The organism is Mycobacterium bulgaricum (assembly GCF_041287165.2).
Classification (GTDB): Bacteria; Actinomycetota; Actinomycetes; order Mycobacteriales; family Mycobacteriaceae; genus Mycobacterium; species Mycobacterium bulgaricum.
This window is the reverse complement of the sequence record NZ_JBGGKV020000012.1, coordinates 87,456-107,256: the sequence shown is the minus strand read 5'-3', so window position 1 is coordinate 107,256 and position 19,801 is coordinate 87,456. Positions and strand designations below refer to the sequence as shown.

The following is a 19,801-nucleotide window of genomic DNA, read 5'->3' as shown; positions in this document are numbered from 1 at the left end:
ACGGGGGATGGTGACCGTTGATCGGCGCGTGCGGGTGACGTCCCGAAATGGTGCGGACATCACCGAAACCTTCCCCGAGTTGGCCGCCGTCGCGGCTGCGGTCGGTGGTCGTCGGATGGTTCTCGACGGCGAGATCGTCGCGGTTGACGAGCACGGCCGCCCGTCGTTCACACGGCTTCAGCGGCGATGGCCTCAGCAGCGGCGGCCCGGCGCGCAGCTCGTTCGTGAGGTTCCCACGCGATTTCTCGCTTTCGATGTGGTGAACATTGACGGCGAGGACGTCACACCCTGGCCGTACCGCGCTCGCCGCGAGCTGTTGGACACGCTGATGTTGGTCGAGCGTTCGCCAGCACTAACAGTGCCGAGGCACTGGACCGATGTCGCTCCTGCGGACATGCTGGCTATCTGCGCTGAACAACACCACGAGGGCATCGTGTGCAAGCGGCTGGATTCGCCATACCGGTCCGGGCGCTCACGGGACTGGATTAAGTGCCCAGTGCGCGCCACGACGGAGGCGGTGATCGTGGGGGCGCTCGCCGGCCCTCGCGGTGAGGTTGGTGCGCTGATCCTGGCCGCCCACGATGAGGCGGGACAACTCGTGCTGCTAGGGCAGGTGGGAACCGGTTTCAGCGGTGCCGAACGTCGCCGCCTGGCCACAGTGTTGGCCGGGACCGAGGTCGCCGCGCCCCCGATTGACGAAGGGACGTCGATGCTGGGGGTCCAGTGGTTCAAGCCGCTGTATGTCGGTGAAGTCGCCTACCGGGAGTACCACGCAGGTAAGGGCCTGCGACACGCGTCATGGAAGGGCCTTTGCACCGCGCCTGTGTCGGGAGTGTGTTTGCCGCGCGATGCCGCCGCTGTGGCTGGCTGATTACGAGTGCGTGCCCCACCAGGCGTAGAGCTGGTCGAGCCGAGGACCGTTGGGGCCACCTGACTCCACGTCGGCAATGAGTCGTTCCGCCTCGTTGGTCCACACCACGCGTGGGCTCCCGTTGCTCAGCCCGCACAGCACCGTTCCGCGGGTGACGGCGGGGGTGTCATTGCGCCGCCACGGCCCGGGGGACTGAATGTTGCCGGGGCAGACCACCACTGTCGTCGACTCGACCAGCTCGTCGAATGTGGTGCGCAGCATCGCGGGTCCGTCGGCCAGGGTGTAGGTGGCGCTGCGGGGTCCACCTGGGTCGGTGTTTGGCCCGCAGGTGATCACCGTCGCGCCCTCTGAGGATGCCGCCGGGGTGCATGCTCCGGCGGGATAGCCGGACGGGAGCAGCCGCCGCAGGTCCTCCAGCGCAGCGGACGGGGCCGTGCTGGTCGTCGATGGCGCCGCCGTGGGTGCGGCGTCAGGCGAGTCGGAGCCACGTCCGATGAGCCACACCGACAGGGCGACGATGAGCACGGCGGCGACGGCGAGTGCTGCGAGCAACTGGCGACGCTGCGAGACCGCACGGGTGTGGGGAAGCAGGCTGATGAAATCAGCTGCCGCGCCGTGAGACTCGGCACCGCCCAGTTCAGCGTTGGGTGGCGGAGTGTCCCGATCGGCGGGAGGCGATGCCGGCGCCGAGGAGTGGGGGAGGGTGAGTGCTGCACTGGCCGCGGCGGCGAAGGCGCCGGCAGTGGAGTAGCGGGCAGCGGGACTCTTGGCCAGCGCCTTGGCGATTACGCTGTCCAGCTGTGGAGAGGCCCAGCTGAGCCGATCAGACACCCGCGGCGGGGTGGTGTCCAGATGGGCCTTTACTGTGGCGCCGACCCCGGCGTCTGTCGGGTATGGGTGTTCTCCGGTCAGCAGCCGAAACAGTGTGCACGCCAGGGCGTAGACGTCGGCGCGTCCGTCCAGGGCATCCCCGGTAATGACTTCGGGCGCGCTGTACGCGAGGGTGGCGTTCAGGGGCCCGTCTCCAGCACCGCGGCTGTGGGGGGACAGGGCGGCACCGAAGTCGGTGAGCACGACGCGGTCGAGACCGCCAGGCAGCTTCTCGGCCGCGAGCAGGAAGTTCGAGGGCTTGATGTCCTGGTGCACGACACCGCGGGCATGCGCGTAGTCCAGGGCGCGTGCGACCTCGGTGATGATGTGCACTGCCCGCGCGGGCGTCATTTGCCCGTCGTTCAGCGCAGTCTCGGCGTTGGTTCCCTCGACGTACTCCATGGCGATCCACAGGTGGCCGGTGTCGGTCTCGCCGCGGCTGAACACGCGCACGATGTTGGGATGTTCGAGCCCGGCTGTGATGTCGGCTTCGTGGAGGAACTGAGCGCGTACGTGCTCGCCGCTGCCGGGGTCGGCTTGAAGCACCTTGAGCACTTCCCGGCGCGGCAGGGTGGGGCTGTGCACCAGGTAGACGGTCGCCATCGCCGTGACGGCCAGGACCCGCTCGACGCGGTATCCGGCGATGTGCGTGGGCGGTGGGGGCAGGCCCTCTGGTGCGGTCATGTCGACGCCTTCCCTGCCGAAGCGTGAGGACCGCGGGCACGGGGGCTCATAGACGCAACCGTTCGACGGCTTGCCCGGTGACTTGCGCGATCAGGTCGAAGTCCTTGTCGAGGGCGAGCACGGTCAGGCCGGCCATCTCAGCGACAGCAGCCACGAGCAGATCCGGGATCGCGGGGGCGCGGTGCATCCCACGGTCGGCCAGCTGGAGCTGGACGTCCACGGCACGATCCTCGGCGGCCGGGGTCAGGTACTCCAGTGGCATCAATGCCAGCGGCGGTGCGCCCGATTCGGTGCGGGCCTGCGGTCCGTTTCGGAAGGAGTAGCCAATTTCCAGGCGGGTGACGATGCTCATGCGCACAAGGCCACGTTCGATGCGCTCGACCCAGGCCTGAGCATCAGGGGATGCCACCAGTCGGGTGTAGGCCGATTTGTCGATGAGCCAGTTGGTCACCGCCACGCGGCGTCCATGACGTCGGGATCGTCGAGGTCGGTCGCCGCCGCGGCGGCGCGGCGTAGATCGTCGACGGTCATGGTCCGTGCCGAGGCGCTCACTGAACCTTCGGTCTCGAATCTGGTTCGCAGATACTCTTGGCGCGAGAGACCGCGGGCGGCGGCGTCGGCGTCGATACGCGCGATCGCCGCGTCGGACAGGCCCCGGATCAGCACATCACCCATCTCGCAGACCTCCTGATATCACTGATATCAGCATACAGGCGTTCGGCGGGGCCACTGTCGTGACCCTTCACGACGATCGCTGCGCGTCGGCTGACGCCGACTCCTGCTGTCACCAGGGCTGTGCATGCCCGATAATTGGTGGCGTGACCATTCAGCTTGAGGCGGCCCAGGCGCTGGCGGTGGTCGAACGCGCCCGCTCATTGTTCGCGACACCCGGGCCTGTGGCGACGTCGGGCGCGCCTTTGCAGACGGCCGCGGAATCGGTCAGCGGCGCAGGCCAGCAGATGTCGGGCCTGTCCGGTCAGTTGGTCGATCGACATGCGTCGGTGGTACAGCAGCAGAGCCGGGAGCTGGGCACCGCAGGACGTACCGATTCCACACTGGAAGCTCGATTGGCCAGCGCGGCACAGATCACTGAGGGCGGGGCCCGCCAAATGGACACGATTGTCTCCCAGACGCGCTCCATCGCTGAGGTGGCTGGATCGGCTCGCACGCCTGCGGCAGAGATGATGGTGCTCAAGGCGCTGCGCACACAGGTCGCGCGCGCCCAGTCAGTGGTGGCCTCGACTCAGCAGCAGTCCAGCCAGGCCGCCAGCGAGGTCAAAGCGCTCAACTACGGCTCTGGCGATCTACCCCAAGCGCCGGCTGATCTGCCTACCGACAAACCGGGTGAAGACCCACCACACGGTGAAGATCCGCGGTACTGGCTCGACGTCACGAAGCTGACCTACGTGGGTGACGGCGAGCTCGCACCGCCGAACTACAAGCAGGTCGGCCCCAACCTCTGGTATCCAGACCCCGAGGGCGGTTTGGGGTATGTGCCCCCGCCGGCGCCGGCAAAATATCCCCTCGACCTGAGTGACGTTCGGGTGATCGACCCCGACTCCGGCGCCCTGTTTCCGCCTGGCTATCAGCAGGTGGCTCCGGGAATTGGTGTCCCACACCCTGATTCGTATTTCGGCGGGCAGCCCCCGTGGCCTCGGCCGCAGCAGCCCATCGATATCCGCGACGTCGTCGAGATAGCTCCCGATCAGCTTGCCCCGTGGGGGTATGTGGAGTACATGCCCGGATGGTGGGTCCCCGATCCGTCCCGGCCCTAAAGGGCCCAGCACCCCCGCGCGAGGCTCACGGTGTCAGATCAACCGTGGGCGGCTGTTGTGGTCCTCGACGATGCGGCGTTCGCGGCGCAGGAGCGCGTCCAGACGGGCGTTGATGTGCGTGACGGCGCGGCCGTCGAGGCAAACGGGTCCGTAGATCAAGACGTGACCGGCGCCGGCGGTCAGTCCGACACACTCCGGACCACCGCTGACACGTACGCGCAATTCCCACGCGATACGCGATCCAACGCTATCGGCATGCGCGTCGAGCAAGGCAAGAACGCTCGCTGTTCCCCCCACCTATATCGTAAAGGCACCCCAATTAGTTTGCTGAGCAACAGTTTTCGCCGCGCAGTTGGTATCGCGCCAGCGGAGAGCGGTGGGCGCTGCTCTGGTGCGCTCGGGACAGCTGGACGAGGGATTGACCACGGTGTCGCAGACGCGCCCTAGCATCGGCGCCATGCTTGGTTTCTGGATGGCCGCATGCGCCGTACTGCTTGTGTTCGTGATGTTGGCTGTTGAGACGTACGTGAAGCGCCGATGGCCATCTCGCAGCAGCCTAGGGCTGGGCGCGCTCGTGGGACTCAGCGCGATCCTGTCTGCGTTCGTTAGTATCGGGGTCCTCGTGGAAGGAGCCCTTCACGACGCGGTGTGGCTGCGCGATGACGCGATGGCGCTGTGGACCGGAATCCTGTGCATTTGCGGCATCTTTGTCTATGGCGCAGCCCGCGCGATTCCCTGGGTGTCCGCGCAGCGTGAGTGAGAAGGAGGCAACGTACTGCGTGGCGTGTTGGTCTGAAGCATGAAATGTGCAGCAGCAGAGCCGAATTGCGGGGCGGGGTTAACCATCAGCTCGAACGGTGAACACCTTGTCGACGATGCTTGCCAGCGCGGCGCGCGCATCGTCGAGATAGGTGAACATGGTCGCCCGACCGACTAGGGTCGGATGGCCAGGGATTCCGGTCAGGCCGACGTCCAGCCAGTCGCGGTCGAGCCGGCGACACCAACGGACGACCAGGCCGGCAGCGCATTCTTGCCATTCCTGGCGTCGTGCACACCAACACCACCCTGGCTTTGACGTCGCCGCTGCCATACCGAGTGAACCCGCTCGCACACGAAATGACCCGCGGTGCCGGGTGGGGCCGGTCCACGCCTTCGCCGTCCAAATAGCTTTCGCTACCAAGTCGCCATCACTATCTGACACGCTCTGGTTCAGCCGGAGCCAAGATCATGGCGAGATCGGCGTTGTCGGGATCAGCCCCCGCACCTCTCAGGGCACACCGTGGTGAACCCCACGGCCTCGTTTCCGCCCGATCTGGTCACGCGACGCTTCGATCAGGGCCCGCCCGATGCGGTCTGGAGCTCCGACATCGCCTAACTGAACTGCTGTCCGGTCCGAGATTAACTGAGAATAGGAGGCCACCGTGAGCCGGGAACTCTCAACTAGCCGGGACAGGAGCCCCCGGCTGAAGATCACCGAAGGAAGCAGTACAGCGGCATCCGAGCTGATGTCGACCGAGGCGTAGTCATTGCGGTGTGCCCACTGTCGCAGGATCAAAGGCTGGCGAGCCCCGATGAAGGAAGGGAGCGAGCATCGCCTCGTCTGCGTCGCGGAGAATCAGGCTGACTCGCTTACCCATTGCGGGGCCCTCCTTCGTCGTTGTTCACATGGATCGCTTCGTTCTCAGCTCGTCCCATCGTCCTCCCGTTGTTCGGTCAGTAGGGAGTAAAGCTGATTTTGCGCTGCCGCACTTCGTGTTTCAACCCCCGCCGCTGTTACGTAACGCTGCGATGTCGTCATCGACTCATGCCCAAGGAGTTTCATCAGCGTGTAGACGCTGGCATTCGAGGTCGCGAGCTCATTTGCATAGGTATGGCGAAGTCCGTGCACGGCGCGCCTGTTTCGTCACCGTGACGGAATAGCTGTAAGGTGTTGCATCCCATTCAATTACCGCTCTCGCATTAGGTGAACCATTCGACCGACAGGTTACTGAGAACCGGGGCGGCGCAAGCGGGACCGGTAGCGCCACCAGGGCAAGGGCGGCAAGCACTGACCGTTGGTGCCGCTGTCGGATAGTTCTGGAATGCGGGCGAGAAGTCGGACAGCTCTCAGGTTTTCCCGGATTACTCCCAACCAGTTCCGGATCGGACACTGGCGGGACGGTAAGAACCCGACACTGACTTCCTTTGCGCTACAACATAAGCTGGTAACGGTGCGTGTTCAAGAGGTGCGAGTTGCCCGTCGTGCGATTACGGATGCGGAGATCGATGAGTCTATTGTTGCGGGCAGCCAAACGGCAGACTCTTCGCCTCGATTTCGTCGCGGACATACTGGAGCAGTTCGACCGTTGTTGGCTCTCTGCCTAGAGTCTCGCGCAGGGCGTCCGGACCACTAGTAAACGCGACCATCATGATCTGCATCTGGTTGGTCCGGGCGTACGCATCGTCGAAGTCGTCCCTTGGCGTGAGCGGCTGGTAGTCGTCTGGAGCGCCGAGCGCAACAACCCGAAGTAGCTCGATCGCCGTCATGATTCGGTTGCCGTGTTCGAACATTTCGACGAAGCCGACATCTGCAAGGAGCCCGGTCGGGTCTTCAGCCTCTGGGCCACGCGCAGTCATTGCCGATTCGGTGGGTGTTACATGCAACGCTGTGCTGTGGGCCCAGTAGTCGAGAGGCTCAAACCCTTTGTCGGAAAAGGGCTTAATGCCAGCAGCCGACAGCCTGTTCCGGACCTTCTCGGGGCGATACTTGGCCCATCGACGCGCCCGGTCCGCCTCAAGCCACTCCTGTGCGTTACTCGGGTTGGCAGCGAAGTCGAGCAGCAGGGCCTCAATCTCCATGACATCGCGCATGGCGTCGCCAGCGACACTCTGATAGCCCGATAAGGTTGCCTCTAGTGCTGTCTGGAAGTCGGCGCGCACTCTACCGACCAAGAATGCAAGGTCCGCAATCGCCGGGAGCGACGCATACGACTTTACGGCTGCGTCGAGATAGGCGTACAACTGCTCCAGCCCCCGAAGCCGCATTCCATCGAGATAGCCCGCCAAGCGCTCGGCGCGTCTCGCATCGGCCTTCCGAAGGGCCGATGCGATGCGAGGTTTCGACGCTTCCAGTGCGGTGAGCGAGGCCTGGTAGGAATGTGGCGCGTTGGGCGCCAGTAGCGCAGTCTCATGTCGGCGACGTCGGAACACGAAACACAACGTAGCGGCCTGAGCCACCTAGCTCGACCAAATTTTGCTAGCTTGGGCGTTCGTGACCGTTCGGGGCGGCCGGCCAGTGCCGTGGGGCCAGTGCTAATGGAGATCGTCGCGGTATTCGAGTAGCCGAATACCGAATGTGTGCTACCTCCACCGGGCGATACTCAACGCCGGATGCAGATGGTTGCTCAAGATTGGGGTGGTTGGACATGAGCCTTGGGGGCGCTGTGTTGGTGCACGGCGGCATGTGTACGTCGGCGTGTTGGGATCCGGTAGTGCCACATCTGGCGATGCCGGTTGTCGCCGTCGATCTGCCCGGTCGCGCCGGACGCCCGGCTGACCTTGCTGCCGTGACGGTCGGTGATTGCGTCCAGGCAGTCATCGACGCCGCGGACGAGGCCGGGTTCGAACGGTTCGCACTCGTCGGGCACTCGCTCGGTGGGGTCACCATCACCGAGACCGCGTTGCGACATCCGGACCGTGTCGGACATCTGGTCTACGTGGGCGCTCTCGTTCCTGGGCCGGGTTCATGTGCAGCGATCATCCAGACCGGCGCCGACTGGCCGTCCGGCCAGCTGGTGACCATTGAGCAGAAGATCGCTAAGGCGATATTCGGCAACGATCTCAGCGATGAGCAGTGGACGGAGACCTGGCAGGGGTTCGTGCCTGACGCCGGCAATCTGATGAACGCGCGTTTGAGCGGCTATCCCGACGGCATACCCATCACCTACGTCAGCATGACGGATGACGTGCCGGTGCCCCCGGCGCTCGTCGAGCAGATGACCACCCATCTGGGTACGGGCGTGGAACACCGGGTGCTGTCAGCGGGACACATGGTGATGGTGTCGAAACCCCAAGAGCTCGCCACCATCATCAACGACGCGATAGCTCGCCACAAGTAGTGAGATAGCCTGTGCTACAGCGTAACTCAGCTGGCAACGGTGTGTGCTCGACAGGTGTGAGTGCCTATGTTGCGGAGTGGTGACGGTCTCGACGGCGTAATCGAGGCACTGAAGTACCCTTTAAGTCGCCGCCGCAACCGGGATCACTTCAGGGTCTGCACCCGAATCGCTGGATAGGTCCCCTCGCAGTTCGTCTGCAGTGCGGGGTCCATGCTCATCTTGGTCGTGTAGTCCTTCGCAACCTGCAGGTTGTCCGCTGCGAACTGCGTGATCTGCAGGTTGAGGGCCTTGACGGATGTGACGTTCCCGCTGACCGATTTCAGGAGGTCGTCCTGGCAGGCCGGATCCTCGGTCGTGAGCGTGTAAAGCCCGAACTGCGCAGACGGGAAGGTGTCTCCGAAGTGGATGCGCCAGGTGTAGGCCGTCCCAGTCCTCGGTTCGTACAGGTAGCGCAACGCGCCTGTGTGCATGAGGGTGTGCCGCATGAGTTGGATCGCGACTCGGTGCTCGTCGACCTTGTGCACGTCGAGGTAGTTCTCCATGCACGCCTGCATCCGCGGTGTCTGATTGCGTGGCGGCTCCACTGGGCCCCACTCGCATCTTGACATGGGGTCGATCTGACCCATGCAGGCCATGAGGTAGCCGTAGTGCGCGTGGGAGAAATTGCGACTGTCATCAAGGAACGCGGTCTGGGACAAGAGCTTCGCGAGGTTGGACACCTCGTCGTTCAGGGCAGAGGCGTTCCCGATGAGTTCGTCGGCGATGTCGCTGAACTTTATATAGAGCAGTCTGGCATCGCAGTACGGCACGCGGGCTAATCCCACGTTGGTTCGGCGCCAACGCACGGCGTGGTTATTTGCTGGGAGTTGTCGGACCCCAGTTGTATCGTGATGGCGAGGGCGTCAGGTGGCGTCCGCGAGAAAGCCGAGGCCCTCGCCGGAGGGGACTCCAGCTAGGGCCTCGGATGTCTTGCCAGGACTCCCTGATCCTAAATGATCGTGCGGGGTGCACTGACCCCATCGCACGATCTGCTGTGCGTCAGTCCTGGCATGGGCAGCGGCCTGGCGCGGCTGTGCCGCAGATTGGTGTGTCTATGTTCGAACGACCGCGGCTCGGATGTTCAACTTCGATGGTGTTGTCGGGGATGAACTACCGGCAGGGATCCCTCGGAAGCGGCCAGCGTGGTTCAGCTCCGACGAACAGTACGAGGCCTTGGAGTCTCCGCTGTGCTGATGAGGCCTACGAGTCGTGAGTCCCTGCCGTCGAACTAGGTCAGATGCTGCTCGCGTGTGGCGTTCGCGCGCCAAGACTCGTCGCGCGTCGGCGCAGATCACGATGTCTGTCTGCTCGCTGTTGCGCCGACGACTTCGGAAGGTTCGGCGTGCATGCCGCGCACGCGGGCAACAATGTCGCTGGCGTCGCTGACGGTGGTACCACTCCAGGCGATGTGAAGGTCGGGGCGCACCAACACCATTCGGTGCTGGTAGAGAGCCATGAGCGTGGGTTCGGTCAGCGGCAGGTACAGCATCGGTAAGCCAACGCGAGCGGCTTCGCTGAGGATTTCCGTTGACTGCCGAACGTCGTGGGCTGCGTCGACGAGAGTGAACGCCGTTCCAAAGCGGTCGAACAGGGTGCCTTCCTCGCCGATTGCAACGTTTGGTGCGCGGTGACCTGGACGCACAGTGGGAACGAAAGTTCTGCGGTGCCAGGGCGGGCCTGCGCTGTTATCGGAGATCACCACCGGCGAGTGGTCGTATCGGATGTCGAGTTCGACTCCCAAGCTGACGTTCTCGCCGTCGTTGGCGGCCAAGAACTCGGCGATGGCCTCGCGGTGCGCCCTACCAGCGTCGTCGTCGGCATGGATCAGGGATGGTTCGACCATGTCCCAGTACTTCAGCTGTACCAGACCATGGTCCACCGAGACATTGCGGTTGCGCTCGCCGATCGGCGCTCGTTCTGCTTCATAGCTGGCCAAGAGGTGTGGCCCGCCCCAGCCTTGGACTGCCCCGGCGAGCTTCCAGCCTAGGTTCACTGCGTCGCCAACGCCGGTGTTCATGCCGTAGCCGCCTGTGGGGACCATCGTGTGCGCTGCATCCCCAGCCAGAAAGATCCGTTCGCGGCCATAAGAATCCGCCAGAAGAGCGCTGGGCCGCCAGGTGCTGCATGCCAGGACCTCATCTATCTGGATCGCACGCCCAAGTGCGCGGGCGACGAATTCTCGGGGGTTGCCGATCGGGTCCGGGTCATCGTCGCGGTCGCCCAGGTCTTGATGCAAAGTCCATGTCTCGACCTCATCCTGCGCGATCAGGACTGCGCCACTCGTGCTGAAGAGGTGCCAAAACTGGCCCAGCGAACGTAGATTCGACAAGTCACTTGATCGAAAGTGAACAAGTGCGAAGGTGGTGAAGTCCTTCATCCCGTTCATCTCGATACCCAGTTCGCTTCGTACACGACTGGCGTGGCCGTCGCAGCCGACAAGGTAAGATGCGCTCACCGACGTCAAAGTGCCGTCTCTATTGGACAACTCGGCGACTACCCCGTCGCCGTACTGGCTGCAGCGTTCTAACGTCCAACCTTGCCTAACGTCGATGAGCGGGTCGCGGTGAGCGCGCTCCATCATCATGGCCTCGAAGATCGCTTGTGAACATCGCTGCCATGGCTCGGCGGGCACGCTGCCGTCATCAGTTGAGGCGATGAGAGCGCGTTGCTCGTCGACCGACGGCTGGCGCCAACGCGCAAGTTCTGGGCCGTCGAGACCAGCGGCGAAGATGACGTCGAAGGAATAGCTTGCGCCGACTCCGCGGGCGCGCAGTTCTATGTCGACACCAAGTCGGCGCAGAAGTTCCATGTTCGCGCCATTGGTGATGTCCATCTTGGGAAACGTCGTTGTGTGTGGATTGCGTTCGGCCAACAAGCTGGCGACACCGTGCCGCGATAACTCGGCAGCCAGTACCAGTCCAGTTGGCCCCGCGCCTGCGATCAGTACGGGGGCGGTGGTCCGTGTCGTCATTGCGATTGCTCCTGCCGTTTTCCTGGAAAGTTTGACCGCTGGTTCCACGAGAGCCACGGTGGATGCACTCTGTGCTCTTCGCCTTTCGCCGCGGTTTGGTGCGTCCAAACCCAAGCCAAGTTGGATGCGGACGCTACCGAGTCAGGCTGTTGCGTAGCTGGATCCGGTATAGGTCTCCTGCTGCTTCCTTCGGTCACGAGACTGCAAGCTCTCGATGCCCAGATCGGCGGCTCTTTGGGAGATCTGGGTCGACCCGGCGGATAAACGCTCCTGTGCCTCGTCATGTAGAACCCCTGCGATCGCGTAGTCGCCGCCGTACTGACAAAGTAATCGGCCACAGCGTATCCGAAATATTTTGAGTCGTCAACGCCCGCCGTCTATGTCACGAATCTGTCTTGGGGACAGTGGATCTGGAAGCAGGCTGGCTCCGAAACTGCGTTGACTCGACGGGGTGCGCGGGCCTATGCTTCGCGCTCGATGCCTGCCATTGGTGGCGCGCGTACTTCGGACGGATGGCCGTGCGGGATCCTAAGTCGGGTTTCGCCTTGAACGGCGTGGACACGTCGCAGCGCCTTGCGCGCCGGCCTGCCACGTGCATTGCAAGCCGACGAGGTCAGGAGAGAGTAGATGCCCCAACCGAGTTCGATAGACGTAGATGAGTTGCGACGTCGCCGACTACTCGCACGCGCCGCTATCGAGGCTGCCGGTGATGTGTCATTCAAGCCGGTGTCATCCGCTAAGTGGGTGAATGTCAGCCGCTCCTGGTCGGGCAAGGTCAAGAATCAGGTGGAACACGACACGATTAGGGGAGTCAGTCCCAAGATGTTGCGATGGTGGTTCCAAAACGCCTCTGGAATGACCACCTGGAATGGGAAGGATTTCACGGGCCCAGAGATCCCGGTGAACTTGCTGTGGCACCATCGCGATCACATTGACGTCACGCCGCTCACCGACGGAGATCGGCAGAACGAGGGGTTCATCCCTGGCGGGGTTTCCGTGATTCGCGAACAGCTCAGCGACTACAGAGACTTGATCATCGCGACGGTGCACACCGACGTGCTGGACGACGAGGCATTCGATTTTCGCATCATGCGATTCGGCCGGACGGTAGGCCGGATGAGGCACCGTTTCAGCGCCGAACCGAATGGTTCGCGGCTCTACGCCGAGATCGAGATTGGCGTCGACATTCCCGTGCTAGGGGTTTTACTCAACTGGCTCCTCGTGCCGCTGCTGTTCTCCAAATCGACGGCCGAGCGTTCGATCCGGCACGGCATCGAGGAGATGGGTCGGCTAGAGCAGGTGCTGCCGCCCTTGTATGCGCGCGCGCACCGCGAGTGATGGCGAAGCCCGAGCGAGTCGGTTCCAGGCCCATGCGGCAGCACGCCCCCCCGAGCTTGACACAAACCAGCTAATAATGGCTACACTGTATCCGTGAACCTCGAACCTATCGAGGAAGGGTCGGCGAAACCAGATCGCGTGCCCGTCGACGCGATATCAGCGTTTGCAGGCGTCCGTATCCCGCAAGGGAACTGTGAGATCAGGAGCGATCATGACACTGCCGAATATTCTTGCCGTCTTGCTGGCCACGATCTTCGGAGCTTCGGGCCTGATGAAGGTGTTGGCATTGCCGCCCGCGCGCAAGTTGGCCGCCGAGGTTGAGTATTCGGTGTCGTCGTACCGGATGATCGGCCTTCTGGAGGTCGCCGCAGCCTTGGCGCTGACAGCCGCGATCTTCGTCCTGGCACCGCTAGGTGTACTTGCGGCTCTGGGGCTAGTGATGCTCATGGGCGCCGCAGTAGGTACCCATTTGCGCAACGGCGACCCGGTGGCCAGGGTCCTGCCTGCGGCGGTGCTCGCCGCGCTAGCAGGCGCATACGTCATGTCCGCTTACGCGATGTGACGCTGGCACGGTGATGGGTGGCCACCGCCTAGCCTGCCCGGGCATGTGTCGACGGCCACCAGTAAGGCAAGTCCCACAGGCACTGCCAGGCGCGTCTGGGCCAGGAGGCTGCCGACAATGACCTTGGCTAGTACGCAGCGTCATAATGAGGCCGTGAGTGGGACTCGGAGGACCACAGAGCGACCCTCGACCGGCCGTTCGCGGGGGCGTCCGGCGATGCCGCGAGAGCGGATCATCGCCGCTGCGCTGGAATTGGTCGATGCCGAGGGGGCCGACGCGTTGTCGATGCGTACGCTGGCTCAAAGCCTGAATTCGGGAACCGCAACGCTGTATAGGCACTTCGCCAACCGGGCGCAACTGGTCGGTGAGGTAGTGGATCTCGTCTTTGCGGAGGCCGATCCTGGCGCGTTGCGTCAGGAAGGCCGGGGCTGGCGGCGCGACTGCGCAGCATTCGCTACAGCGATGTATTCGGCGTTGGGCGAGCATCCCAATGTTGCGCAGCTGATGCTCGAACAAACTCCCCTCGGGCCCAACGCAATGTCGTTGCGTGAGTCCGCGCTCTCCGTGCTTCTCGCCAACGGCTTCTCGCCGGAGTTGGCCGCCCGTAGCTATGCCACGTTGTCTCGCTTCGTTCTTGGGTTCGCCATTCAGATGTCCGGACGCGATGATTCGCGAGCAGCGCAGGACAGTGCTGTCTTCCACGGCGTGGAGGCGTCTCGGTTCCCCGCTACTTTGGCCGTAGCCGACGCGCTGCCGGTACCACTGGACGAGGAGTTCGCCTTTGGTCTGGAATTGATCATCAAGGGGCTCGGGCAGATTCGTCGTCGACGGTGATTCTCCCGTCGCTACGGACGGACAGTAGAGACACGGTCGTCGCAAGCTGGCCGGCTCTCTGTGAGGCCACCGATAAGCCTGCCGGACAGGCGGATTCAGCGATAGGGGGACTGTCAGGGATATCTTTCCTGCAACGGTTGGCGCGCACAAGGATCGCGCTGAGTTCGGTGGCGCTTGTCTGTGCGGTCGCACGGTCAGAATCGCGCGCCCGGCGGTTGTTGCTGCCATCTCTTTCGTCGCGAGGTTGGACTGCTACATCGATTGTTCACCCCGAATTGCTGACGGCATCGCGCGGCTCTGAATGAGCGGACGCCGACCGCTTGGCGAGATGATCGACGAAGGCGCGCCCGCGCTGGCGTGATCACCGCGGGAGTTTGACGTGGCAGCGCCGAGCGCCAATAATGGATACGGTGTTGCCCAAAATGGACGGTACCTTCTCGCGGTCGCTAAGGCGTCCGGTGGGCGTCGTCGAACGGGAGATCTCGAGGCGTGACCCGGAAAATGCCGGTCAAGCGTGTCCTCGATGGCTGTTGGCCTACGCATTCGCGGCGATAATGGCCGGAACGACGCTCCCGACCCCTATGTACTCGCTGTATGCGCAGCGGTTTCATTTCGCCGTGCTGACCACCACGGTCATCTTTGCCGTCTACGCCGGCGGCGTGTTGTTCTCGCTGTTGTGCTTCGGCCGTTGGTCCGACGCGGTCGGTCGCCGGCCGATGCTACTGGCCGGCGTGGTTCTCGCGGTCTTCAGCGCAGCGGCTTTCCTGACCGCCGACGGTGTGCCGCAATTGCTGGTTGGCCGTGCACTGTCAGGGTTGTCTGCGGGCATCTTCACCGGCACCGCGACGGCCGCGATCATCGAAGCAACGCCGCCGAACCGACGCACCCGGGCTGCCGCGATTGCGACGGTGGCCAACATCGGCGGGCTTGGTTTCGGGCCGCTGCTGGCGGGAGCGCTCGTCGAGTACGCTCCGGCGCCGCTGCACCTGACCTTCGTAGTGCACATCGGACTCGCGCTCGTGGCCGGGATCGCGTTATCGATCGTGCCGGAAACCTCCGGGCGCAGCGGGCAGATCGGCATCCAGCGACTGTCGGTGCCGCCCGAGGTGCGCGGCGTGTTCACCGTGGCGGCGCTCGCCGGGTTTTGTGGGTTCGCGGTCCTGGGGCTGTTCACCGCGGTGGCTCCGTCGTATGTAGCCACCTTCGACATCGGCAACCACGCGGTGGCCGGTCTCGTGGTGTTCTCGATCTTCGCCGCATCCGCGGCGGCGCAGATCGCTGCTACGCGGATAGCGCCTCAACGAGCAGTAGCACTGGGTTGCGCCACCACCGTGGTCGGCATGATCGTTCTGGCAGCGACACTGATGCTCTCGTCGTTGATCGGGCTTGTTGCAGCCGCCGTGGTGTGCGGTGCCGGACAGGGCATTAGCTTCAGCCGAGGACTGGCTGCGGTAGCCGAACGGACCCCCGCTGACCGACGAGCAGAGGTGACCTCCACCTACTTCGTCGTCGCCTATGTCGCGATCTCGCTACCGGTGGTCGGGGTGGGCCTGGCCGCCGGCGTCTGGGGTTTGCGTGCCGCCGGGGTCAGCTTTACCGGCGCGGTGGCTGCGCTGGCAAGCGTCTGCCTTGCGGCGATAGTTGTGCAGAACTGCGGCCGGACTTCGCTTGCTCGGGCTACCGATTGACCGCCGAATCCCATCAGTCGTTTCGCGCGGGACCGGGCACGAGGCGAAGTCGGGTAGCTCCGGTTGAATTCGCGGCGGATTGTCGGGCGGCGGAGCCGGACAGTTGGAGGGTGGTGATGTTGGCCCAGGGGACACCACCTCCACGGATGTATTTGGTCGCGGAACTCGACCAACGCACATCATAAATCGACCGCCATGGCTTCCGGAGGCGCGAGTCGGCTAGAGGGTTCATCGCGAAGCGTTGCGCGGCGCTGAGGTACTGGCCCGAGAGGCTGATTGTCGAAGCTTCTAGCCGCGGTCGGTTGTTCGACTGGCATGAACGAAGAGCCCGACTTGAATGGTGCCGACGCGAGCACCCGAGTCAACGACGACCGCAGCCGGTTGCGCGGGGATTCTCGTCGGCGGCAGTTCGACAAAAGGCCACGTCAAGAGCACCTGATGGACAAGGGCAGCCGGCGACTGGCAGCAGGGGGATTATCCGGCGTCCCGGGATTGCACAAACTAGTCGCCGCACATTACCCGCTCGTTTCCTACTTGGGGTCAGGTGTGTCCCACGCGACCGCTGCCGATTGCCAGTGCGTGAGCTGCTCTGCTTGATCGTTGACGTGGAGGTGGCGCGGCGGCGTCGCGAAGGTGGCGTATGGACGGCAGCGCAACACGACCCGATTCTCCCGTTCGGCCATGTCGCTGACGAAGGGCCGCACGTTGTCACCGGGTTGTTCTCCCGACATACGCCACGCCACCGCCATCATCACGTCGACGGCGAGATCCTGGTCGTGCTCGACGACGGCATCGGCATACACCTGAAGAAAGGTGAATGGCCAGTTCTCGTCGATGACGCAGAGGCTGACCTTTCCATCCCGTTCCACCACGCGAGCTTTTCCGCGCCCCGCCATCGTGGAGACCAATAGTTCGTCAGCATCGGTCGGTATGTAGTACACGACCGACATGGCTGGGCCGTCATCGCGCCGTCGATAGCCGAACACGCATGTGCGGTGCGTGCGTACGAACTGTCGACGTTCCGAAGGGAGCATGTCGCGATCGGTAGGAGCCTTGAACGGCTCGGCAAGCGGCAACAGCATCAAGATGTGTCCCTTCGATTGGCTCAGGCAGACAGCGTCGCTCGCGAGGAAAGCGGTGGACACCGTGAGAGGCTATGGCTTGGCCCATAATAACGGTCACAATGTATCCAAAATTGAGTCGCACGTCAACGGTGCGCGGCGGGATCAACCCGGACTACCTCAGGCGCCACCACCGGCGTTTCGCCGTCCACAGCGGTGGGCGACCTGAACAGCCTTGTGGCTGTTGGGCTCGGCGTCTGGGAGGGGGCGCCCAGTGGGTCGCAGCCCGTCGGTAAGGAGCGTGAGATAACGACGGCTGATGGCGGGATTGCGCTCCGATCTGTGAACGATGGCCAACGCCATCACGACCACAGCCGTCAAGTCGGCTGTCGTTAGGTCTGCGCGCACCGCGCCGGCGTCTCGGGCACGTCTTGGAACCCGTTCCTTGGCAGCAGCGTAGGCAGCCATGGTCTCCATCCCCATGACTGCGTGTTCGGTAGCCAGCGAAACCAGAACGGGGTGTGCGGCGAACGCATCGACGGTGGCGGTGAGAGTGGCAACGAGATCTGTCCAGGGGTCTGGACCGTCCTCGACTATCGCGGTCGCGATCTCTTCGGCGAATACATGTTCGGCCACCGCGCCGATTAGTTCCTCGCGCGTGCCGAAGCGACGGTAGAGAGTGGCGATCCCGACACCCGCGCGACGGGCAATGTCGTCAAGCGACACCGCTGAGCCGTCAATTTCGAACGCCTCTGCGGCCGCAGTAAGGATCCGCAGATGGTTGCGTGCCGCATCTGATCGCAGGATTGGGCCATCGCTCGCTGTCATTCGAGCACGTTAACGCGAACCGTTAGTCGTCGACGACGCTCAGTGCGCCCGAAGGGCATTGGCGTACGGCCATGTGGACCTGCTGTCGCTCGTCCTGCGGCAACTGCCCCTCCTTGTCCGCGCGCACCACCACGATGCCGGCGTCGTCCTGATCGAAGACCGCTTCGGTGGCCATGACGCACATGCCCGCCCCGATACAGATATCGCGGTCCGCCTTGATTTTCATCGGCTGATCACCAGGTGACCTGGAGTGATTGAGCGCCGTAGACGAGATTGAACGCATGAAAGCGCACCTCGTCGACGTCTTCGGCCATCGCAAGATGAGGAAAACGGCGAAGCAGCGCGGGGAACGCGATGCGCATTTCCATGCGTGCCAGAGGTGCGCCAAGGCAGTGGTGTACGCCATGGCCGAAGGCCAGATGGCCTGGCGCACCGCGGTGGATGTCGAGAGTATCGGGGGCGTCGATGAATTGAGGGTCGCGATTGGCCGCGGGCAGCGAAAGAATCACGACTTGCCCGGCGGGGATGGGGACCCCGCCGATCTCGACGGCGGTCGTGGTGATGCGCGGGATGGCGTTCTGCACCACCGACAGGTACCTCAGCAACTCCTCGATAGCGGGCCCGAGCGCATCGGGATCGTCGCGGACGGCGGCCAATTGGTCGGGCCGTTGCAACAGTGCAATCGTCCCCAGTCCCAGCATGTTGGAGGTGGTCTCGTGGCCCGCGAGCAGCAAGAGCCCGCCGATGCCGACCAGCTCGTCGTCGGTGACTTCGTCGCCGTGCTGGCGTACCAGCATGCCCAGCATGTCGTCGCCCGGGTTTCGACGGGCGCGCTGAACCAGCGACATCATGTACTCACGGGCGGCCAACTGCAGAGCCCAGCGTTCGTCAGCCGGAAGGCTGAAGTTCAGTTGTCGGGACGATCGCTGCTGGAAGTCGGTGCGGTCCTGGTAGGGGACACCTAGTAGTTCGCAGATGACCAGCGACGGGATCGGCAGAGCGAAACCCGCCACTAGGTCTGCAGGTGGTCCGGTGCGCTCCATCGCGTCCAGGTGTTGGTCGACGATTTCGATAATCCGCGGCTCGAGTCGCTGCATCCGCCGGACTGTGAACTCCGACGTGAGCATTCGTCGGATCCGTTGGTGCTCGGGCGGGTCGATGCCGAGAAGGTTTCCAGCCGTGAGCCGCGCATGTTCCTCGGCGGTGACGTTGGAAGCACCGGGCGCCGCTGCCCAGCCAGGTGGTTTGCGGTTGGAGAAGCGCTGCGGATCGGCGAGTGCGGCTTTGACGTCCTCGTAGCGCGTCACCAGGTAGGCGGGCATCCCGACTGCCGTGACCAGCTTCGTGACCGCCGTGGAACTGCGGAGCTCGCCTAACGCTGGGACGGGGTCAAGGACGTTGCGTCGCATGTAATGCGGAGCTTCGGTTGCCTGAGTCATACCAGCACCATACGGCAGAAACGATAGGAGTGCTATCAATTAGTGCCAGTGCTACCCGCCGCGGTCAAGACCGCTCGGATTGCCGCGACCAGATGCGCTGGGCGGGCGGCCGGAGCAGATGCGCCGGTCACCTCGGCGGGACTGAACATGATGGACAGCACGGCATCAGCGAGGAGCAATCGATAGGCGGCTTCAGCGGCATCGGGTGGGCAACCGAACCGTTCCGTGAGTTGTGCGGCGAAATACGCGGCGAAGCGTCCGCTGGACTCGTTTCCGCGGGCTCGCAACCCGGGGTCGTCGTTTCCCGTGACCATGAAGGCCTTGAAGGCATTGCGGTGCGTTGCGAATGTCTCGGTGAATGCTGCGACCAGTCGGTGCAGCTGTTCGTCGCGATCCTCGGTTGCCCAAATCGGCGCCGAGGTGTTCAGCCAGTCCCGTTCGAGCCGGCTCAGGAAACGATCCTGGACCGCGATCAGCAGGTGCCGGCGATCGGCGAAGCGATGATAGATGGCGCCGATCGACATCGCGGCCTCGTTGGCCACCGCGGCCATGGTCAATCCCGACAATCCGGCTCGATCGAGGACGGACAAGGCGCCGTCAAGGATGCGTTCGGTCGACTCGTGGCTTCGCGCCTGAACGGGGGCGCGCATGCCGTTTGGCTCGTCGCTCATATGGTCCTTACACCCTTGGGAACTCAGCCTAACGCTGCTACGGTACCGAAGCAGAATTCTGATTCTAATACAG

The 19,801-nt window shown here is 63.7% G+C and carries 20 protein-coding genes and 1 pseudogene; 8 read left to right on the top strand and 13 right to left on the bottom strand.

The annotated features are described in order from the left end of the window. The first annotated feature begins 10 nt into the window (after window positions 1-10). Window positions 11-871, top strand: a complete 861-nt coding sequence (locus ACAG24_RS24810) for an ATP-dependent DNA ligase (RefSeq protein ID WP_370475568.1) — start codon at window positions 11-13, stop codon at window positions 869-871. On the opposite strand, the gene ACAG24_RS24805 is transcribed toward ACAG24_RS24810, so the two are convergent. Genes ACAG24_RS24805 through vapB form a run of 3 tightly spaced genes read right to left on the bottom strand, consistent with a single transcriptional unit; the run spans window position 872 to window position 3,100 of the window. Continuing rightward, window positions 872-2,425 carry a serine/threonine-protein kinase gene (locus ACAG24_RS24805; RefSeq protein ID WP_370475569.1) on the bottom strand — a complete coding sequence of 518 codons (1,554 nt, stop codon included), beginning with the start codon at window positions 2,423-2,425 and terminating at the stop codon, window positions 872-874. It abuts the gene before it with no gap. A 46-nt stretch (window positions 2,426-2,471) separates the two neighbouring features. After that, the gene (locus tag ACAG24_RS24800) at window positions 2,472-2,882 is read right to left on the bottom strand and encodes a PIN domain nuclease (protein ID WP_370475570.1); all 411 of its coding nucleotides are present in this window, start codon (window positions 2,880-2,882) and stop codon (window positions 2,472-2,474) included. Continuing rightward, entirely contained in the window at window positions 2,873-3,100 is a 228-nt protein-coding gene (vapB, locus tag ACAG24_RS24795) for a type II toxin-antitoxin system VapB family antitoxin (protein ID WP_370475571.1), read from the bottom strand. Before vapB ends, ACAG24_RS24800 begins: the two co-directional genes overlap by 10 nt. A 143-nt stretch (window positions 3,101-3,243) precedes the next feature. Here vapB and ACAG24_RS24790 point away from each other — a divergent pair, with 143 nt between their 5' ends. Next, window positions 3,244-4,200: a DUF4226 domain-containing protein gene (locus tag ACAG24_RS24790; protein ID WP_370475572.1), complete on the top strand. Its 957-nt coding sequence runs from the start codon at window positions 3,244-3,246 to the stop codon at window positions 4,198-4,200. Window positions 4,201-4,233: 33 nt separating this feature from the next. Here the strand turns inward: ACAG24_RS24790 and ACAG24_RS24785 are convergent, their stop codons facing one another. Beyond that, window positions 4,234-4,497, bottom strand: coding sequence for a class I SAM-dependent methyltransferase (locus ACAG24_RS24785; protein ID WP_370475573.1), 264 nt, complete (start codon window positions 4,495-4,497; stop codon window positions 4,234-4,236). Window positions 4,498-4,576: 79 nt separating this feature from the next. Here ACAG24_RS24785 and ACAG24_RS24780 point away from each other — a divergent pair, with 79 nt between their 5' ends. Further along, complete coding sequence (locus tag ACAG24_RS24780; RefSeq protein WP_370475574.1) at window positions 4,577-4,960, top strand: hypothetical protein; 384 nt, start codon at window positions 4,577-4,579, stop codon at window positions 4,958-4,960. A gap of 921 nt (window positions 4,961-5,881) precedes the next feature. Here ACAG24_RS24780 and ACAG24_RS24775 read toward each other — a convergent pair. Both ACAG24_RS24775 and ACAG24_RS24770 read right to left on the bottom strand, forming a co-directional pair. After that, a pseudogene (locus ACAG24_RS24775) lies at window positions 5,882-6,088 on the bottom strand (tyrosine-type recombinase/integrase); the annotation flags it as partial. A 383-nt stretch (window positions 6,089-6,471) separates the two neighbouring features. Next, window positions 6,472-7,389, bottom strand: coding sequence for a hypothetical protein (locus tag ACAG24_RS24770; RefSeq protein ID WP_370475576.1), 918 nt, complete (start codon window positions 7,387-7,389; stop codon window positions 6,472-6,474). Window positions 7,390-7,604: 215 nt separating this feature from the next. Here ACAG24_RS24770 and ACAG24_RS24765 point away from each other — a divergent pair, with 215 nt between their 5' ends. Continuing rightward, complete coding sequence (locus ACAG24_RS24765) at window positions 7,605-8,297, top strand: alpha/beta fold hydrolase (protein ID WP_370475577.1); 693 nt, start codon at window positions 7,605-7,607, stop codon at window positions 8,295-8,297. Between the two features lie 143 nt (window positions 8,298-8,440). On the opposite strand, the gene ACAG24_RS24760 is transcribed toward ACAG24_RS24765, so the two are convergent. Both ACAG24_RS24760 and ACAG24_RS24755 read right to left on the bottom strand, forming a co-directional pair. Then, window positions 8,441-9,121 carry a hypothetical protein gene (locus tag ACAG24_RS24760; protein WP_370475578.1) on the bottom strand — a complete coding sequence of 227 codons (681 nt, stop codon included), beginning with the start codon at window positions 9,119-9,121 and terminating at the stop codon, window positions 8,441-8,443. A gap of 506 nt (window positions 9,122-9,627) precedes the next feature. Further along, window positions 9,628-11,307, bottom strand: coding sequence for an FAD-dependent monooxygenase (locus ACAG24_RS24755; protein ID WP_370475579.1), 1,680 nt, complete (start codon window positions 11,305-11,307; stop codon window positions 9,628-9,630). 711 nt (window positions 11,308-12,018) lie between these two features. Between ACAG24_RS24755 and ACAG24_RS24750 the strand changes: the two genes are divergently transcribed. The 4 genes from ACAG24_RS24750 (at window position 12,019) to ACAG24_RS24735 (ending at window position 15,729) form a co-directional block, all read left to right on the top strand. Beyond that, entirely contained in the window at window positions 12,019-12,645 is a 627-nt protein-coding gene (locus ACAG24_RS24750) for a hypothetical protein (protein WP_370475580.1), read from the top strand. A 211-nt stretch (window positions 12,646-12,856) separates the two neighbouring features. Continuing rightward, on the top strand, window positions 12,857-13,207 hold the full coding sequence (locus ACAG24_RS24745) for a DoxX family protein (RefSeq protein WP_370475581.1): 351 nt from the start codon (window positions 12,857-12,859) through the stop codon (window positions 13,205-13,207). A gap of 216 nt (window positions 13,208-13,423) precedes the next feature. After that, the gene (locus tag ACAG24_RS24740) at window positions 13,424-14,041 is read left to right on the top strand and encodes a TetR/AcrR family transcriptional regulator (RefSeq protein ID WP_370475582.1); all 618 of its coding nucleotides are present in this window, start codon (window positions 13,424-13,426) and stop codon (window positions 14,039-14,041) included. Window positions 14,042-14,595: 554 nt separating this feature from the next. Then, entirely contained in the window at window positions 14,596-15,729 is a 1,134-nt protein-coding gene (locus ACAG24_RS24735) for an MFS transporter (RefSeq protein WP_370475583.1), read from the top strand. A 530-nt stretch (window positions 15,730-16,259) separates the two neighbouring features. Here the strand turns inward: ACAG24_RS24735 and ACAG24_RS24730 are convergent. The 5 genes from ACAG24_RS24730 to ACAG24_RS24710 all read right to left on the bottom strand — a co-directional run bounded on the left by ACAG24_RS24730 (window position 16,260) and on the right by ACAG24_RS24710 (window position 19,728). Next, entirely contained in the window at window positions 16,260-16,811 is a 552-nt protein-coding gene (locus tag ACAG24_RS24730) for a pyridoxamine 5'-phosphate oxidase family protein (RefSeq protein ID WP_370475602.1), read from the bottom strand. A gap of 159 nt (window positions 16,812-16,970) precedes the next feature. Continuing rightward, a complete protein-coding gene (locus ACAG24_RS24725) occupies window positions 16,971-17,618 on the bottom strand; it encodes a TetR/AcrR family transcriptional regulator (protein ID WP_370475584.1) in 648 nt (215 codons plus the stop codon). A 22-nt stretch (window positions 17,619-17,640) separates the two neighbouring features. Continuing rightward, a complete protein-coding gene (locus tag ACAG24_RS24720; RefSeq protein ID WP_370475585.1) occupies window positions 17,641-17,844 on the bottom strand; it encodes a ferredoxin in 204 nt (67 codons plus the stop codon). 7 nt (window positions 17,845-17,851) lie between these two features. Next, window positions 17,852-19,057 (bottom strand): cytochrome P450, encoded by a 1,206-nt coding sequence (locus tag ACAG24_RS24715; RefSeq protein WP_370475586.1) that lies wholly within the window; start codon window positions 19,055-19,057, stop codon window positions 17,852-17,854. A 35-nt stretch (window positions 19,058-19,092) separates the two neighbouring features. Next, window positions 19,093-19,728 carry a TetR/AcrR family transcriptional regulator gene (locus ACAG24_RS24710; RefSeq protein WP_370475588.1) on the bottom strand — a complete coding sequence of 212 codons (636 nt, stop codon included), beginning with the start codon at window positions 19,726-19,728 and terminating at the stop codon, window positions 19,093-19,095. Window positions 19,729-19,801: the final 73 nt, after the last annotated feature.